The organism is Pararhizobium sp. PWRC1-1 (assembly GCF_049897905.1).
In the GTDB taxonomy this organism is placed as follows: Bacteria; Pseudomonadota; Alphaproteobacteria; order Rhizobiales; family Rhizobiaceae; genus Pararhizobium.
The window spans coordinates 253,151-270,128 of sequence record NZ_JAFCXE010000006.1 but is presented as its reverse complement, the minus strand read 5'-3'; the positions used below and the strand labels follow the sequence as shown (position 1 = coordinate 270,128).

Genomic DNA, 16,978 nt, shown 5'->3' with positions numbered 1-16,978 from the left:
GCACAGCGATGCTGAACATAGCAATGGAAAGTACCGGTGCCATTCCGTTGCGGAACTTCAAAACGGCGTTCAAGTCGGTCGCTACCTATTTTGGGCGGCCGGCATCCGATACCGTTCTTTTTTCCGGCCTGCCGGATGAGTTGACGGAATCGCTCGAACTGGATGATGTCGAGCGCATCGCCGAACGTATCGGCCTGCAGGTCCGCAAGGTCGAGGAGCGCGATTGCCGCACGGGAAATTTTGACTGTCCCGCCGTGGTCCTCCTGCCGGAAGGCCGGGTGCTGGCACTTCTCGATCGTGATGAGAATGGTGCGTATCTTCTTGACATGATCGCCAAAAATGGAGCGGCGATCCGTCTGCCGGGCGAAAAGCTGACCAGCTTCAAGCCCTTGGCTGCTTTTGCCTTCAGCGTGTATTACGTCAACGCCTCGGAAGAGGCGCAAGTCGGCAATGCTGTCGAGATCGAAAAGCGCCATTGGCTGACAACGACGCTTATTCCCTATTGGCGGACCTATGTGCGCGTCATCGTGGCAGCGCTGTTCATCAACCTCATCGCGCTCGGTTCGCCGCTGTTTACCATGAACGTCTATGACCGGGTTTTACCGAACAAGGCGATGCCGACCCTTTGGGTCCTCGCTGTCGGTATTACACTGGCATATCTCTTTGATTTTCTGCTCAAAACCGCACGAGCGTCGCTGATCGACTATGCCGGGCGAAAGGCGGATTTGCGCCTGTCGCAGCTGATTTTCGACAAGGTTTTGAACTCGACGCTTGCATCGCGGCCGCAGTCCACCGGGGAATATGCAAACCGGGTGACGCAATATGAGTTCGTGCGTGAGTTTTTCACGTCGAATACGATCGGCGTCCTGATTGATAGTGCCTTTGTCTTCATCTTCCTGTTCGTCATCTATCTGATCGCCGGTTGGCTGGTGGTCATCCCGGCCGTCGCTTTTGTCTTGACCGTCATCGTCGGTCTGGTTGCGCAAGCCCAGATCGGCAAGAGCATGGCGACGGCGGCCAATGAGGCATCCCGCAGGCAGTCTCTTCTGGTCGAGACGATTTCAACGATCGAAACGTTGAAAAGCCTGAGTGCTGAGGCGGGAATGCTGCGGCGCTGGCAGGAACTGACGAAGAATTCCAGCCGGACCAGCGAGAAGATAAAACATATCTCCGCCAATGCGGTGAACACGACCACCTTTATCCAGCAATCCGTCAGTACGCTGATCGTCATTGCCGGTGCGTATGAGTTTGCGGAAGGCAAGATCGCGATGGGAGCGATCATCGCCACCGTCATGCTGGCAAGCCGGGCGGGTGCGCCGCTGGGGCAAATTGCCATGACCCTTGCCCGTTTCCGGCAGGCGACGATGTCCCTGCGTATTCTTGACAAGATCATGGAACAGCCCGACGACCGGCCGTCCACCGCAGGGTTCGTCAACCGGCAGATCAAGCAGGGCAGTTTCCGCTTTGAAAACGTCGTCTTCCAATATCCGGGTTCGGATTATCCGGTCATCAGTCAACTCTCGTTCTCGGTATCGCCGGGCGAGAAGGTCGGCATTATCGGCCGTATCGGATCGGGAAAGACGACGATCGGGCGGCTGCTCGACGGCCTTTATCTGCCGGCATCGGGCCGCCTTCTGGTCGATGGCGTCGATATCCGCCAATATCACATGGCTGAGGTGAGAGCCGCCGTTGCGGTTGCCGGCCAATCGTCGGATTTGCTCTCCGGAACGGTCAAAGAAAATCTGTTGATGGGCCGTGCGGACGCGACCGATGACGAACTTCTCGAGGTCGCGCGCATGACTGGCGTCGATCTATTCGTTGCCAATCATCCACGCGGGTTTGACATGCCGGTTGGCGAACGCGGCACCAACTTGTCGAGTGGGCAGAAGCAGGCTCTGACAATCGCCCGGCTGCTTCTCGTCAAACCGAAAATCGTTTTCCTCGATGAGCCGTCGGGCGCGATGGATCTTGCCAGCGAACGGCATCTGATATCCCGCTTGAGAAACGCTTTTGGACCTCAAACCACGTTGTTGATTGCGACCCATCGCCATAGCATGCTGGAACTGGTCGATCGCTTGATCGTCGTCGACAAGGGGCGCATCGTTGCCGATGGTCCGAAGGCCACTGTTTTCGAATCTATGCAGCGCAGCCGTCCGGTGCAGGCATGAGCAGCGCCCATTTGGACAATCCGCCACTGCTTGCCCGCGCCATCCTCGGGCTGGTAGCGCTGTGCATCGTCTGTTTCGTCGCCTGGGCAGCCTTTGCCGAAATCGACGAACTGGCGCGGGGCGAAGGGCGGGTCATCCCGGTCTCGAAAACCCAGGTCGTCCAGACATCGGAAGCCGGCATCGTTCAGGAAATCGCTGTCCACCTCGGCCAGGTTGTCCGCAAGGGTCAGTTGCTGGTTCAGCTTCAAAATACCACCACAGAATCGTCACTTGGCGAATCGGTGGCGAAGGCCCGTGCGCTCGGGGCAAGGGTTGCCCGGCTGACACTGGAGGAGGCAGGCGATTACACCGCCATCTTCAATTGCCCGCCGGAGATCCTCGCTGTTGCCAAGGATGTCTGCTTCAATGAGCAGAAGCTGCTGGACGCCAACCGCGCCAGCTATCGCAACAAGGTCAGCGTGCTGAATGAACGGACCAAGCAGAAGCAGAACGAACTGAGTGAAGCTTACGCCAACATCGCTCATATCAAGCAGAATATCGAAAGCGCGCAGCGCCAGCGCGACCTGATCGCACCGCTTGCCAAAAAGAAACTCGTTGCCGAAACGGAAGTGCTGAAGGTTGAGCGCGACCTGACGGACCAGCAGGGACAGTTGAGGGTCTATGAAGAAAGCCTGGTGCGGCTTCAAGGCGGCATCGAAGAGGCGAAACTTCTCGTCAACGACGTCACCCTTGAGCTGCAACAGCAGGCCCTGACGGAGAAGGCGCAGACCCTGTCGGAGCTTTCGGTCGTCGACGAAACGATCCGTGGCGCGACCGACCGGGTGAAGCGCACCGACATTCGCTCGCCCGTTGAAGGCATCGTCAATACGCTTGAGGTAAACACCATCGGTGCCTATGTCGATCCAGGCAGCGTCATCGCCGGTGTCGTGCCAACGGCCGATACGTTGCTGATCGAAGCGCGCATATCGCCGCGTGACGTCGCCTTCCTGCGTCGCGGCCAAAAAGCGGTGGTCAAGGTGACCGCCTATGACTTTTCCGTCTTCGGGGGGCTGGATGGCGAGGTCGTCAACATATCGGCCGATAGTCTGGTGGAGAAGGAAAAAGGCGAGACCTATTATCTTGTTCAGGTAAAGACCAACCGATCCGAGCTTGAGAGAAACGGACAATCCTATCCGATCATGCCGGGCATGGTCGCCTCGGTCGAGATCATGACCGGCCGCAAGACGATCCTGAGCTATCTCCTCAAGCCGATCAACAAGGCGCGCTCGGAAGCGCTGACGGAGCGTTGATATGGCACTGGACGATGCCATGCCGGTCAGCGAGGCCTCTTCACCAACTCTGGAGACACGCGGCGCGTTGCCGAGGATCGCTGCCGAGGAGGTGGAGCCACATTTCAAGGCTGTTGGTGGGCGGACGGGCGAACGGCGGGGAATCCGGCTTGAGCGTATCTATTGGGATGGTTTGAGCCGCATTGCCGCCGGATCGGGCGTCAGCACGGCAGACCTCGTCGAATCGGCAGCAGGCCAGATACCCGACTCCACTAATCTTGCATCGCTGCTGAGGGCGATCAGTTTCAAATGGGCGCTGTGCCGCATCGAGCTTCTCGAAGCCAAGGCGTCGATGGCCAATTTGAATGCCATCGTTCAGGCATCACCGGCCCCGACGATGGTTTTGACCAGGGAACGCAAGATCTTCCTCTTCAATGACCCATTCCTTGCTATGCTGCGCAGCAGGCTGGCGCTGAGCGACAGGTCGCAATTGAAAAAGGGCCTGCGGTTTCTGATCGATATCCAGATTGACGAGGCCCTGCGGGCCTTGAACGCCAATCAGGGTACCATCATCAAAACCGGCTTCAGCATCGGCCTCAACCTGCAGACCATGCGCGGGAAAATCAACATTGCCCCGGCGCCGACGCACGAGGATTCGATGCTGATCGGATATGTATCCGGGTTCTGACTACGCCGTATTGGTCTCTGACTGGCGCGGTGCGGAGCACTGTGATGTCAATATGGAAATCCGGCCTCGGCGTATCGAGCCCGTTCATCGTTGCCGTCAGTCGTCAGGGCCGAATGCGCGGGCAATGGCGAAGAATTCTGCCATCGCGGGCGTCTCCTGCTCTCTACCATATACAGCATGAAACCTGGACATGGCCCGGATAATGTATATCAGTGAGGATCCCCGATCGATGTCCATCTGATCCGGATGCTCAAGATTGTCGTGCTTCAACCAGTCGCGTTCTCTGTTCAACTGCGAAACGATTTCCTTCGTCGCAGCATAGCCGGCAAATGCGTCCCGCGTGATATCGAGCAGTGCTTTCTCAGCCGGCTGCGGCATGGCTCCTCCGGCCGCCGCGGCCAGTGTAACGGCGGCTGCGTATTGTTGCCCGTCATGCGCTCGCATTGCGCCATCAATCATCTGTTCCACCGCAGCCCGCTTGGTGATGGCCGGCATCGTGCACCTTCTGGATTAAGTCATCTGCACAACCATGTTGAAAATGGGATCAACAATCAAGGGTTTCAACACCATATGATTTCACCCGTCGCGCCTGATGGGGGCCTGCGCTCCGGCGACAATGGGCGGTTGTCATGCACGCTGCCAAGTTTTCCGATATGCCGCTTGCCGCGCGACGCGCCCCCCAAACACGACGATGTTGCATCAGGAGTGTCAGGCCGTTCAATTCGCTGGCAGCGACGTTCACTCCCATTCCTACGGACACGCTGCATATCGCCGCCTGCGTTGGGAAATTGCAAAGACAAGGCCGTGCGTTGTAACATTCCATCGGCTTGATGGAGGGGACACCCAGCATGGATCGATTCACCGGCGGCTGCCTGTGCGGAGCAGTCCGATTTGTCGCGCTGGGCGCTCCCTATCGGGTCGGCCTTTGTCACTGTCTCGACTGCCGCAAGCATCACGGAGCGCTCTTTCACGCCTCCGGGATCTTTCCGCAGGATGCGGTGACGATCGAAGGCGAGACACGCGACTACGCCGGCCGTTTTTTCTGTCCCCGTTGCGGTTCGCCCGTTTTCGCACGCGATGCTGACGAGATCGAAGTGAACCTCGGGTCTCTCGATGTTCCCGACCAACTGATACCAACCTACGAACTCTGGACGACCCGCCGCGAAACCTGGTTGCCGCCGTTTCCGCTCATGAAACGATATGACCGCGACCGGAGCGCTACAGACCGCTTCGAGGAATAGGCCGCTGATTGATGAGGGCGGGGCTTCTGCGAGTGGAAGGCTCTAAAAGTGCGTTGGGCAAACTGCGGCCGCGTCTTTCAGCAGGATCAAGCGCATCGGAGCCTTGTCACACTCAGTGATACGGAGCACTTACCAATGCTGCAGCACCTGTGCCGCAACGCGCTAACTGACTGAAACTGCTGATAAAGAAGATTGGCTGGGGAACCTGGATTCGAACCAGGACTAACGGAGTCAGAGTCCGTGGGTCTACCGTTAACCTATTCCCCAAAACTGCTTGGGCGATGTTTGTGCCCAGCCGGTGAAGCGGGCTTATAAACAAAAGATCGGGGGATGCAATAGATTTTGGCAAAAAATCCGCAAGCCCCGGCAAAAACTCTGGAAGGTGGCCGTGAAAGGTGCGCGATGGGCGCGTACTGCACGGTGTGCAAAAAGAATTTGGCGATTTGGGATGGCACTGGTAAAGTCCAGCCAACGAAAATCAAGAGAGCGCCTCGAGCGGCTATCGTTCCGCGCGGCGCAATGGACAGACACGTGAGAGACCCCGACAACGGCGAACAGCCGTCCGTTTCCGGGGCGTCGGCAGCAGACCGCAACGATGGGCAGTCAGTACCTCGTTCCGGCAAAGGCAAGCGTAGGCGGGGGAAACCGTCCCGCGCAGCCTCTGCGAATGCCAGTTCCTCCGTTGGTAACGGAGAAACACGGCGTCCCGAAGTGACAGATGCCACCGGAGAACCGGTGCGCAAACGCAAGCGCAGGCGCCGTTCCAAATCCGGCCAGGAACAGCCGTCAGCAGCAGCGGGCGTAAGCGCCGATGCCGATGGTCCAAAGGCCGCTGCTGTCCCAGGCGCAGACAATTCCAACCGCAAACGCAGCAAGAAGAGCAGGCAGCGCCGCAGCTTGCAGGGCCGCCCGCTTGCGGCCACCGAAAAGCCGCGGCCCGTCAGCGACGCCGCAAGGCAGCAGCCGTCGCAATCTGCGGCTTCCAGCGCGCGGGTCGAGGAACGGCCATCGTCCGGCAATAACGGCCATGAGCGGCGCGGCAATGGCCAGGCGTTTTCGTATGGCTCTGATGCGGGCTCGCCGCTTTATGCGGCGCTTGATCTCGGCACCAACAATTGCCGGCTTTTGATTGCGCAGCCGACCCGTCCCGGCCAGTTCCGTGTCGTCGATGCTTTTTCGCGCATTGTCCGGCTCGGTGAGGGGCTTGGTGCGTCCGGCCGCCTGTCGCAGGATGCAATGGACCGTTCGATCGAGGCCTTGAAAGTCTGCGCTGCCAAGCTGAAGACCCGCGAAATCCGCAAGACCCGGCTGATTGCCACCGAGGCCGCTCGTGCCGCCGAAAACGGCGAGGCTTTTCTTGAGCGCGTTCTGGCCGAAACCGGGCTGGAACTCGAGATCATCAACCGCGAAACCGAGGCACGGCTTGCCGTCTCCGGCTGCTCGTCGCTGGTCGGCCGCGAAACCAAATCGGTGGTTCTGTTCGATATCGGCGGTGGCTCCTCGGAAATCGCCGTCATCAAGATCGGCGAAACCCGGTCGAGCCGGCTGGCCAATCACATCACCCACTGGACATCGCTGCCGGTCGGCGTCGTGACGCTGTCGGAGCGCCATGGCGGCCAGGACGTCTCGCCGGAAAGCTTCGAGGCGATGGTGGTCGAGGTTCAGGGCATGCTGTCCAATTTCGATTGCCCGGCCATCCACACGCTCGACAATCCCGGCGACGAGAACGGTTTTCACCTGATCGGCACCTCCGGCACGGTGACGACGCTGGCTGGCGTGCATCTCGACCTGCCGCGTTACGACCGCCGCAAGGTCGATGGTCTCTGGCTGTCGGACGACGAGGTCTCGGCGATGCAGGCGCGTCTTCTGTCCTGGGATTTCACCGCCCGCGCGGCCAATCCCTGCATCGGGCCGGATCGGGCCGATCTGGTTCTGGCCGGATGCGCCATTCTCGAAGCCATTCGCCGCCGCTGGCCATCGGAGCGCATGCGCGTTGCCGATCGCGGCCTGCGCGAGGGGCTTTTGACCGACATGATGGCCGATGATGGTGTATGGCGGCGCGGACGCGTCCGCCGGCATCCGCGCGGCATGCAGTACGGTTCCCACGAAGGAAACTCACAATGACAAAACCCCCGATCGGCGGAAACCGCACCGGGCGCAAGCTTGGCCAGAAGGTCAAGAAGGGCAAGCTGAAGGCGTCGTCGCGGCGCTGGATCGAGCGGCATATCAACGATCCCTATGTGCAGCGTGCGCAGCTCGAAGGCTATCGCGCCCGCGCGGCGTTCAAGCTGCTGGAGATCGACGAGAAGCACAAGATCCTCACCGGCGCCAGGCGCATTATCGACTTGGGCGCTGCCCCGGGCAGCTGGTCGCAGATCGCCGCCAAGGTGACGAACTCGACCGACAGCGATCCGAAGGTCGTGGCAATCGACTTTCTCGAACTCGACCCGCTGGCTGGTGTCCATATCCTGCAGCTGGACTTCCTCGATCCGACGGCTCCGGAAAAGCTGATGACGGCGCTGGGTGGCACCCCGGATCTGGTGCTTTCGGACATGGCTGCGCCGACGACCGGCCATCGCCAGACCGACCATATCCGCACCATGCATCTCTGCGAGGTCGCTGCCTATTTCGCCATCGACGTTCTCGGCGAAGGCGGGCATTTCCTTGCCAAGACCTTCCAGGGCGGTGCCGAGCGCGAGCTTTTGACCCTGCTGAAGCAGAACTTCAAGCAGGTCATCCATGTGAAACCGGCGGCCTCGCGGGCGGAATCGGTTGAGATGTTCCTGCTCGCCAAGGGTTTCAAGGGCCGCAAGCCCGGCGCCCGCTCACTCTATGACAGTGAGACCGAGATTGACGAGCGCGAAGTGGTGGATGAGCGGGATTCGGTCGAGGCCGATTAAGCGATGCTTCTCTACCTCACCATCGGCACCAATGATCTGGACCGGGCGCAGCTGTTTTATGACGCAGCGCTCGCTCCGCTGGGTTTGAAACGCCGCAAGCAGGACGATGTCGAAATCGGTTACGGGGCGGAGAGCGACAGCCGCTGCCGCCTATGGGTCGTCTCGCCCTATGACCGCAAGCCTGCGACGATCGGCAATGGCTCGATGGTTGCGCTCGAAGCGGAAAGCCGCGCCGTGGTTGATGCTTTCTATCAGGCAGCCCTTGCCAATGGCGGCACCGACGAGGGTGGGCCGGGCCTCCGGCCCTTTCACGCTCATTTCTACGCGGCCTATGTCCGCGATCCCGATGGCAACAAGCTGTCGGCCGTCTGCGAGCGCCCGGAATAGGCCACCCCCGTTTTACTTGACGCTGATCGTCTCTGTCTCCGGATCGGTTCGCATCCGGTGACCCGATACGGATGAGCCTGCCGTCTTCGACATGCCGATCAGCGGAATGATCGCCGTCAGGGTGACTGCTGAGATCAGCATGAAGGCGAGCTGGAAATCCCCCAGCTCCAGTTTCGATCCCGTCAGAGTCGTTTCGATTTCAAGGATGGCACCGGCAACGGCAACGCCGAGCGCCAGGCTCATCTGCTGCAGAACAGCAGTCATCGATGTCGCCTTGCTCGCCATCGAATCCGGGATATCGGCGAAAGCCAGCGCATTGACGCTGGTGAAGAAGAACGAGCGGGCAAAACCGGCCAAAAGCAGGATGAACATCATCACGGCATAGGGCGTTGCCGGGGTGAACAGGCCATTGACGAACGTCAGGATCGTTCCGGTGATACAGGCAAAGATCAGCGTGGTGCGGAAACCGGCAAAGATCAGCACGCGCTTGGCAAAGAACTTGGTTGTCAGCGCGCCGACGGCGCCGATGAAGGTGATCATGCCGGACTGAAACGGCGTCAGGCCAAAGCCGACCTGCAGCATCAGCGGCATCAGGAAGGGAACGGCACCGATCGAGATACGAAACAGCGTTCCGCCAATCGCCGCAGCCCGAAACGCGCTGTCCTTGAACAGGTTGAGATCGAGGAGCGGGGCAGGGTGGCGCCGCGCATGGCGAACATAGAGGAAGCCGCAGATGACACCGATGATGACGGCGGCCGCGCCGATCAGCGGTGGTAACGCCGGCAGGCTCATCACCGACAGTCCGAACATCGTGCCGGAGGCGGCGATGGCGCTGAGGAAGAAACCCTTGATGTCGATTGGCGGTGGCGCGTCGCTCTTGATCTCCGGCAGGTAGACGCCCGACAGGATATAGCCGATAATGCCGACCGGCACGTTGATCAGAAAGATCCAGTGCCAGGAGAAATAGGTGGTGATGAAGCCGCCGAGCGGCGGGCCTGCAAGCGGGCCGACGAGGGCGGGAATGGTCAAGAGCGCCATGGCGCCGACCAGTTCGCTGCGCTGCGTCGAGCGCACCAGCACAAGGCGGGCAACCGGCGTCATCATCGCCCCGCCCATGCCCTGCAGGAAGCGCGAAACGACGAAGGCAAACACGCTGTCGGCAACGGCGCAGAGGATCGAGCCGAAGACAAAGACGAGGATTGCAGCGCGAAAGATGCGCTTGGCACCGAACCGGTCGGCCATCCAGCCGCTCAAGGGAATGAAGATCGCCAGCGACACCATGTAGGACGTCAGCGCCAGCTTCAGCGTGATTGGCCCGACGCCAAGATCATGGGAAATCGCCGGCAGCGATGTGGCAATGACGGTGGAATCCATCTGCTCCATGAACAGAGCGACGGCGAGGATCATCGGAACGATGCGATTCATGCGAACGGCCTTGCGCGACTGCGGAGCGACCGGAACATAGGACTTTTTTGGCAAAAGTCGTCATGCGGCGCTCACTTTGCGATCACATCCGTGTGAGTTCAGCGGCCATCTCCTGTCAAGACCCTAGATGTCGCCTTGTTGATTGGACGCACCCACCGTTCAGCCCAACAATGCCAGCCTTCCAATCAAAAAAATGGAGAACAGCATGACGACGTCTATTCCCTTGAGCCGCCGTGCCCTATTTGGAGCGACGGCCGCTGGCGCGCTGGCAGTACCGTTCGTAATGAACCGGGCGGCCTTTGCGCAAAGCGAACCGAAAGCGGACACGATGAAAATACCGGCAGGCAGGACCAGCAGTTTCAAGATCGGCAATTTCGGCGTCACCGTCATCAGCGACGGCATCCGCATCGGCGAAAAACCCGAGGAAACCTTCGGCATCAACCAGAAGCCGGAAGCGGTGGGAGATCTGCTGAAGGCGAATTTCCTGCCCACCGACAAATTCGCCAACGGCTTCTCGCCGACCCTGATCGATACGGGATCGGAGGTGATCCTGTTCGATACCGGCATGGGTGAGGGTGGCCGTGCGGCTGGTGCTGGTCATCTGCTGGAGGGGATCGCAAACGCCGGTTACACCCCGGATCAGGTTAGCATCGTCGTCATCACCCACATGCACGGCGATCATATCGGCGGCCTGATGGAAGGCGGCGCCCCGGCCTTCAAGAATGCCCGCTATGTCGCAGGCCAGGCCGAGTTCGATTTCTGGAAGGACGAAGCCCGCGTCGGAACGCCGGCCGAGGGCGGGCGCAAGGGCGTCTTGAAAAACGTCGTGCCGCTGGCCGAAAAGATGACCTTCATCGCCGATGGTGCAGAGGTCGTGCCCGGCATCACCTCGATGGCGGCCTTTGGCCATTCTCCGGGGCATATGGTCTTCAAGGTCGAATCGGAAGGCAAGGGTCTGGTGCTGACGGCCGATACCGCCAACCATTTCGTGCTGTCGCTGCAGCGGCCTGATTGGGAAGTGAAGTTCGACATGGACAAGGCCAAGGCTGCCGCATCGCGCAAAAAGGTCTTCGACATGGTCGCCGCCGACCGCCTGCCCTTCGTCGGCTACCACATGCCGTTCCCGGCCGTCGGCTTCATCGAGAAGTTCGAACAGGGCTATCGATTCGTGCCGGAGACCTACCAGTTCGAAACCTGATATTGCACTTGCGAACAGAATCTTGGCTGGCCCGGCACTCTTGCCGGGCTTTTGCTATTTCCAACCCGTCATATCCGTGTTACCAGCCCTCGCCAACTTCCAAGAAACTCTCGCCCGCTTGAGCGCGGCGAGTCTTCCACCGCACAGTTGTCAAACTGTGCGGGGAGAACACCTTTTACTGAAGGGATTTGGCAATGGCGCGCATCATCGAAACGGCAACCGGTTTGGAGGCTCTGACCTTCGACGACGTTCTTCTGCAACCCGGACATTCCGAGGTCATGCCGGGGCAGACGAATATCGCCACCCGCATCGCCCAGGATATCGACCTCAACCTGCCGATCCTCTCCTCGGCGATGGATACGGTCACGGAAGGCCGTCTTGCAATCGCCATGGCACAGGCCGGCGGCATCGGCGTCATCCACCGCAATCTCACCCCGATCGAACAGGCCGAGCAGGTCCGCCAGGTCAAGAAATTCGAAAGCGGTATGGTCGTCAACCCGGTCACGATCGGCCCTGACGCGACGCTGGCCGATGCCCTGGCGCTGATGAAGATGTATTCGATCTCCGGCATCCCGGTCGTCGAAAATGCAACCGGCAAGATTCCCGGCCGCCTCGTCGGTATCCTGACCAACCGCGATGTGCGGTTTGCGTCGGACCCAGGCCAGAAAATCTACGAACTGATGACCCGTGAAAACCTGATCACGGTCACCGAAAACGTCGATCAGAAGGAAGCCAAGCGTCTTCTTCACACGCACCGCATCGAAAAGCTGCTGGTCATCGATGCTGACCGCCGTTGCGTCGGTCTGATCACGGTCAAGGATATTGAAAAGTCGCAGCTCAACCCGAATGCCTCGAAGGATGCGCAGGGCCGCCTGCGTGCCGCTGCCGCCATCAGCGTTGGCGATGACGGTATCGAGCGGGCCGAGCGGCTGATCGATGCTGGCGTCGACCTGATCGTCGTCGATACCGCGCACGGCCATTCGCAGCGCGTTCTCGACGCGGTGACCAAGGTCAAGACCATGTCGAACTCGGTTCGCGTCATGGCCGGCAATGTCGCCACGGCCGGCGGCACCAAGGCGCTGATCGATGCCGGTGCGGACGCCGTCAAGGTCGGTATCGGCCCGGGCTCGATCTGCACCACCCGCATCGTCGCGGGTGTCGGCGTGCCGCAGCTCGCAGCCATTATGTCGGCTGTGGAGGCAGCGCAGGCCGCCAATATCCCGGTTATCGCCGATGGCGGTATCAAGTTCTCTGGCGATCTGGCCAAGGCCATCGCTGCCGGTGCTTCGGCCTGCATGATCGGCTCGCTGCTCGCTGGTACCGACGAAAGCCCGGGCGAAGTGTTTCTCTATCAGGGCCGCTCGTTCAAGGCCTATCGCGGCATGGGCTCCGTCGGCGCCATGGCGCGCGGCTCGGCTGACCGCTATTTCCAGGCGGAAGTCCGCGACACGCTGAAGCTGGTACCGGAAGGCATCGAAGGCCAGGTTCCGTACAAGGGGCCGGTCTCCGGCGTTCTGCATCAGCTGGCTGGTGGTCTGAAGGCCTCCATGGGCTATGTCGGCGGTGCGACCATCAAGGACTTCCAGGAACGCGCCACCTTCGTGCGCATCTCCGGTGCGGGCTTGCGCGAAAGCCACGCCCATGACGTGACGATCACCCGCGAAAGCCCGAACTATCCGGGCGCGATGTAAGCGACGTTCGATAAATGTGAATATGAAAAAGCGGCGGAGTTGTCTTCGCCGCTTTTTCTTTGATCTCAGGCTTCCAGCGCCCTCTGAAGTGCGGCGCTGCCGTAGCGATGGCCTTTGACCTCGTATCCGACCACGGGAACGAGCGGCGCGAACATCAGGATGATGAGGCAGGTTGTCATGCTGATGCCGGCGGCAGCGCACAGGATGGCCAGCGCCACCACTGCCGTCATGCCGATCATCAGCCCGAGGTAGAAGGTCTCCAGCTTGCGCAGCAGGTAGACGTAATGCGCGAAGATCAGCGTGACATAGGCAAACACCGGCACGGCGACGGTGAGAACGGCGGCAACCGCGCCGATATGCGCCTTGTGCTCAATGTAATAGGCCGCCACATGCAGACCGGCACCGGTCGCCGCGATCGATGCAAGGATCAGCATGTGACCGTAACCCCAGAGGAAAGCGCGGTTGCGGAAGCGATGGAGGATCTGGCCGGACGGCAGCAGGAAATAGAGCCACCACATGCCGAAGGTAAGACCGGTGCCGGCAACGCAGATGAGGATGGCGTCAAGGCTCCATCCCTGCTCGCCGACGATGGCGGAGATCGAGGCCACCGTTCCGACGACACCTTCGCCGAGTGTGATGATCGCCAAGAGGCCATAACGTTCGGCGATATGGTGCGCATGCCAGGGCGTGCCGCCGCCCCTGCGTTCGGCAACGACAGGGCCCAGCATTTCGATGAGGGTGAGCAGGACGACGCAGAGGAAGGTCGGCAGCAGCGGCATGTCGATGAAGATCAGCGCGATCCAGCCAATCTGGGCAATGGAGATCGCCGTCACATAGGCGAGGCAGACGGGGCGCCGATCCGGGGTCTGCCGTGCGGCGCGCAGCCATTGGAAGATCATGGCGACGCGCATGATGACATAACCGAGCACCATGATGCCGTTATCGACATGTGCGCCCTTGTCGATGGATTCGAACATCTGCGGCAAACCGAGCGCAAGGATGAGCACGCCCACCATCTGCACCATCGTGGTTAGCCGGTAGATCCAGTCATCGGTATCAAAGGCGGACGCGAACCAGGAGAAATTCACCCAGGCCCAGCAAACGGCGAACATCGCAAAACCAAAGCCCGTCAACCCGGCCGCGTAATGGCCCTCTGCCAGAAGATGGGCGAGCTGCGATCCGGCAACGCCAAAGGCGATGACGAAGGTCAGGTCAAACAGCAGCTCGAGCGGTGTCGCCACCCGGTGGTGTTCGTGCGGATCGCGTCCGCGCATCGCGGCGGCATGATGGGTGGGCAGCGGGGCGGCGGGAGCATGCTGTTCGGACATACGGTTCTTTCTCGCGGGCTGCAGGGGCACTGTTTTCGAACATCGTTCATTCATAAAACAGCTGTCAAGCATGGAGCGCGATGCGGGCTTGGTGCTAGCTTGTTCTGGATTTTCCGCTGGCTCGCTATAGATCAGGGCGAGTTCGAATCGACGGAGTGATCATGCCCATATCGACTGCAATCTTCTGGCCGGTCATCGCGCAGGTTGCGTTGATCCACGCGATCTATTTTCTGATGTTGAGGCGCCGTTACAGCGCCGTGCGCGCCGGAACCGCCAAGGCATCGGACTTTTGGGTTCCGGCGATCGAACCGGAGCCAAGTGCCACCGTTGCCCGCAGCCTGATCAACCAGTTCGAATTGCCGGTGCTTTTCTTCCTTGTCTGCGTTCTGCTGCACCTGACTGCAGGCGTAAACTATGTGGTGCTGGCCATTGCCTGGCTCTTCGTGCTCAGCCGCTACTCGCACGCCTATGTGCATGTAACGTCCAACAGGCTTCGGATACGCCAACGCCTCTTCGTGGTCGGGTTCGTCCTCAATTTCAGTCTGTGGTTGCTTTTCGCCATCCATCTGGCCGGACTTTGATTGATGCGGCTGTCACATTGTCTTGCATTGCGCAGTGCACAAGACCGGACTATCATCCGGCTCCGGTGGCGCGAAAAGAAGCGCCGTCTCAAGTTCAACCCATTGGTTTAATGGAATATAACGCCTCCCAATTGCCTTTCCCACGTTACCGAAACTTAATCTGCGGATGCGGAACCGGACAACCCGCCTAGCGTTGTCTATTCGCAGCTGCAGCAGTCCAAAGGAAAGCGTCCCGTGAGCACAATACCGGAAGAGAAGACCGTTTTGGTGTTTCAGGGCGGCGGTGCTCTCGGCGCCTATCAGGCAGGGGCTTATGAGGCGCTACATGAAGCGGGTATCCGGCCGGATTGGCTGGCCGGCATTTCCATCGGCTCGATCAACTCTGCGATCATTGCCGGAAGCCCCGTCGACCGTCGCATCGATAACTTGAGGACATTCTGGCACCGGGTCTCGTCGGGATTGCCAGGCCATTTTCTCGGCAATGGCGATGTGATGCGGAAATGGTTCAATGAATCCGCTGCCGTTCTCGGATCGCTGACCGGCGTTCCCGGCTTCTTCACACCGCGCGCTTTTGCACCATGGAAAATTCCCGGCGATCCGATGGCGGCAATCAGTCTCTACGACACCGCGCCGCTGGAAGAGACGCTCGCCGGCCTGGTGGATTTCGACCTGATCAATTCGAGCGCCATTCGCCTGAGCCTCGGCGCGGTCGATGTCATGAGCGGCAATTTCAACTATTTTGATAACAATCACTGTGCCTTTTCGGTAAAGCATGTCGCAGCATCAGGCGCCTTGCCGCCGGGCTTTGCGCCGGTCGAGATCGACGGCCGCTTCTATTGGGATGGCGGCATCGTCTCCAACACGCCGCTGCAGCGTATTCTCGGCGGCGGGGAGTTGGAAAGCGACCTGTGCATCTTCCAGGTCGATCTGTTCAGCGCCAGGGGCCCTCTGCCCAAGGACCTCTTCGATGTCGAAGCCCGCGAAAAGGAAATCCGCTTTTCCAGCCGCACCCGCTTGAACACTGACCAGTTCCGCAAGCTGCAGACGATCCGCATGGCCGCCAAGCGGCTGATGGAAAAGCTGCCGGATGAGCTGAAGGATGATCCTGACGCCCGGCTCCTCGAAAAGATCGGCAATGATTCTGCCGTGACGATGGTGCATCTGATCTATCGTCACGCCGCCTATGAAAGCGGATCGAAGGACTACGAGTTTTCCCGATTGTCAGTGGAAGAACACTGGAAGGCCGGACACGACGATGTGGTCAGGACACTTAATCATCCTGATTGGCAGAGCCGCACCCGTCCAACCAACGGGATTCGCGTCTTCGATCTTTGTGAAAAACATGGAGGCGAGAAAAAATCATGAAAATCAAAGATGTCGTTCGCAATGCCTTTGCCATGCCGCTGACCAGCCCGTCTTATCCGCCGGGGCCATACCGGTTCGTCAACCGCGAATACATGATCATCACCTATCGCACCGATCCGGAAGCCTTGCGCCGGGTGGTGCCCGAGCCGCTGCAATTCGATGAGCCGCTGGTGAAATACGAGTTCATCCGCATGCCGGATTCGACCGGTTTCGGCGATTACACCGAGTCCGGCCAGGTCATTCCGGTCACCTATCAAGGCGTGCACGGCGGCTATGTGCATTCGATGTATCTGAATGACGACGCGCCGATCGCCGGTGGCCGCGAGATCTGGGGTTTTCCGAAGAAGCTCGCAGAGCCGTCGCTGACATCGATGAAAGATGCTTTGGTCGGCACGCTTGAATATGGCGGCCAGCGGGTGGCAACCGCGACCATGGGTTTCAAGCACCGCACGCTCGACAAGGCCAAGGTCTTGGAAAGTCTGAAACAGCCGAATTTCATGCTGAAGATCATTCCGCATGTCGATTGCACGCCGCGCATCTGCGAGCTCGTCCGCTATTATCTCGAAGACCTGACGGTGAAGGGCGCCTGGGAAGGCCCGGGGGCCTTAGCGTTGTTTCCGCACGCGCTTGCCCCGGTCGCCGATCTGCCGGTGCTGGAGGTCAGATCCGCCGTCCATATTCTCTCCGACCTGACGCTAGGCCTCGGCGAAGTGGTCCATGATTATCTTGCAAAATAGG

15 protein-coding genes and 1 tRNA gene are annotated in these 16,978 nt (G+C 59.9%); 12 read left to right on the top strand and 4 right to left on the bottom strand.

Going from position 1 to position 16,978, the window contains the following annotated elements:
• Positions 1–8: 8 nt before the first annotated feature.
• Genes ACP7E0_RS12650 through ACP7E0_RS12640 form a run of 3 tightly spaced genes read left to right on the top strand, consistent with a single transcriptional unit; the run spans position 9 to position 4,124 of the window.
• Positions 9–2,168 carry a type I secretion system permease/ATPase gene (locus tag ACP7E0_RS12650; protein WP_426125312.1) on the top strand — a complete coding sequence of 720 codons (2,160 nt, stop codon included), beginning with the start codon at positions 9–11 and terminating at the stop codon, positions 2,166–2,168.
• Positions 2,165–3,457 (top strand): HlyD family type I secretion periplasmic adaptor subunit, encoded by a 1,293-nt coding sequence (locus ACP7E0_RS12645; protein ID WP_426125310.1) that lies wholly within the window; start codon positions 2,165–2,167, stop codon positions 3,455–3,457. Before ACP7E0_RS12650 ends, ACP7E0_RS12645 begins: the two co-directional genes overlap by 4 nt.
• Before the next feature lies 1 nt (position 3,458).
• A complete protein-coding gene (locus ACP7E0_RS12640) occupies positions 3,459–4,124 on the top strand; it encodes a ribbon-helix-helix domain-containing protein (RefSeq protein WP_426125309.1) in 666 nt (221 codons plus the stop codon).
• Positions 4,125–4,220: 96 nt separating this feature from the next.
• On the opposite strand, the gene ACP7E0_RS12635 is transcribed toward ACP7E0_RS12640, so the two are convergent.
• Positions 4,221–4,619: a hypothetical protein gene (locus tag ACP7E0_RS12635; protein WP_426125308.1), complete on the bottom strand. Its 399-nt coding sequence runs from the start codon at positions 4,617–4,619 to the stop codon at positions 4,221–4,223.
• Between the two features lie 353 nt (positions 4,620–4,972).
• Here ACP7E0_RS12635 and ACP7E0_RS12630 point away from each other — a divergent pair, with 353 nt between their 5' ends.
• Positions 4,973–5,365 carry a GFA family protein gene (locus tag ACP7E0_RS12630; RefSeq protein ID WP_426125307.1) on the top strand — a complete coding sequence of 131 codons (393 nt, stop codon included), beginning with the start codon at positions 4,973–4,975 and terminating at the stop codon, positions 5,363–5,365.
• A 193-nt stretch (positions 5,366–5,558) separates the two neighbouring features.
• Here the strand turns inward: ACP7E0_RS12630 and ACP7E0_RS12625 are convergent.
• A tRNA-Gln gene (locus tag ACP7E0_RS12625) sits at positions 5,559–5,632 on the bottom strand.
• A 264-nt stretch (positions 5,633–5,896) separates the two neighbouring features.
• Between ACP7E0_RS12625 and ACP7E0_RS12620 the strand changes: the two genes are divergently transcribed.
• Genes ACP7E0_RS12620 through ACP7E0_RS12610 form a run of 3 tightly spaced genes read left to right on the top strand, consistent with a single transcriptional unit; the run spans position 5,897 to position 8,652 of the window.
• Positions 5,897–7,489, top strand: coding sequence for a Ppx/GppA phosphatase family protein (locus tag ACP7E0_RS12620; protein WP_426125306.1), 1,593 nt, complete (start codon positions 5,897–5,899; stop codon positions 7,487–7,489).
• Positions 7,486–8,265, top strand: coding sequence for an RlmE family RNA methyltransferase (locus ACP7E0_RS12615; protein WP_426125305.1), 780 nt, complete (start codon positions 7,486–7,488; stop codon positions 8,263–8,265). The genes ACP7E0_RS12620 and ACP7E0_RS12615 overlap by 4 nt, the downstream gene beginning before the upstream one ends.
• Before the next feature lie 3 nt (positions 8,266–8,268).
• The gene (locus tag ACP7E0_RS12610; protein ID WP_426125304.1) at positions 8,269–8,652 is read left to right on the top strand and encodes a VOC family protein; all 384 of its coding nucleotides are present in this window, start codon (positions 8,269–8,271) and stop codon (positions 8,650–8,652) included.
• A gap of 12 nt (positions 8,653–8,664) precedes the next feature.
• Here the strand turns inward: ACP7E0_RS12610 and ACP7E0_RS12605 are convergent, their stop codons facing one another.
• Entirely contained in the window at positions 8,665–10,077 is a 1,413-nt protein-coding gene (locus ACP7E0_RS12605; protein ID WP_426125303.1) for a DHA2 family efflux MFS transporter permease subunit, read from the bottom strand.
• A gap of 205 nt (positions 10,078–10,282) precedes the next feature.
• Between ACP7E0_RS12605 and ACP7E0_RS12600 the strand changes: the two genes are divergently transcribed.
• Positions 10,283–11,275, top strand: coding sequence for an MBL fold metallo-hydrolase (locus tag ACP7E0_RS12600; RefSeq protein ID WP_426125302.1), 993 nt, complete (start codon positions 10,283–10,285; stop codon positions 11,273–11,275).
• Positions 11,276–11,469: 194 nt separating this feature from the next.
• Complete coding sequence (gene guaB / locus ACP7E0_RS12595; protein ID WP_426125301.1) at positions 11,470–12,966, top strand: IMP dehydrogenase; 1,497 nt, start codon at positions 11,470–11,472, stop codon at positions 12,964–12,966.
• A gap of 65 nt (positions 12,967–13,031) precedes the next feature.
• Here guaB and ACP7E0_RS12590 read toward each other — a convergent pair whose 3' ends face one another.
• Positions 13,032–14,294 (bottom strand): low temperature requirement protein A, encoded by a 1,263-nt coding sequence (locus ACP7E0_RS12590; RefSeq protein ID WP_426125299.1) that lies wholly within the window; start codon positions 14,292–14,294, stop codon positions 13,032–13,034.
• 161 nt (positions 14,295–14,455) lie between these two features.
• Between ACP7E0_RS12590 and ACP7E0_RS12585 the strand changes: the two genes are divergently transcribed.
• The 3 genes from ACP7E0_RS12585 to ACP7E0_RS12575 all read left to right on the top strand — a co-directional run bounded on the left by ACP7E0_RS12585 (position 14,456) and on the right by ACP7E0_RS12575 (position 16,977).
• Positions 14,456–14,875, top strand: coding sequence for an MAPEG family protein (locus ACP7E0_RS12585; protein WP_426125298.1), 420 nt, complete (start codon positions 14,456–14,458; stop codon positions 14,873–14,875).
• Positions 14,876–15,109: 234 nt separating this feature from the next.
• Positions 15,110–16,240, top strand: coding sequence for a DUF3734 domain-containing protein (locus tag ACP7E0_RS12580; RefSeq protein WP_426125297.1), 1,131 nt, complete (start codon positions 15,110–15,112; stop codon positions 16,238–16,240).
• Positions 16,237–16,977 carry an acetoacetate decarboxylase gene (locus ACP7E0_RS12575; RefSeq protein WP_426125296.1) on the top strand — a complete coding sequence of 247 codons (741 nt, stop codon included), beginning with the start codon at positions 16,237–16,239 and terminating at the stop codon, positions 16,975–16,977. The genes ACP7E0_RS12580 and ACP7E0_RS12575 overlap by 4 nt, the downstream gene beginning before the upstream one ends.
• The last annotated feature ends 1 nt before the right edge of the window (position 16,978 follow it).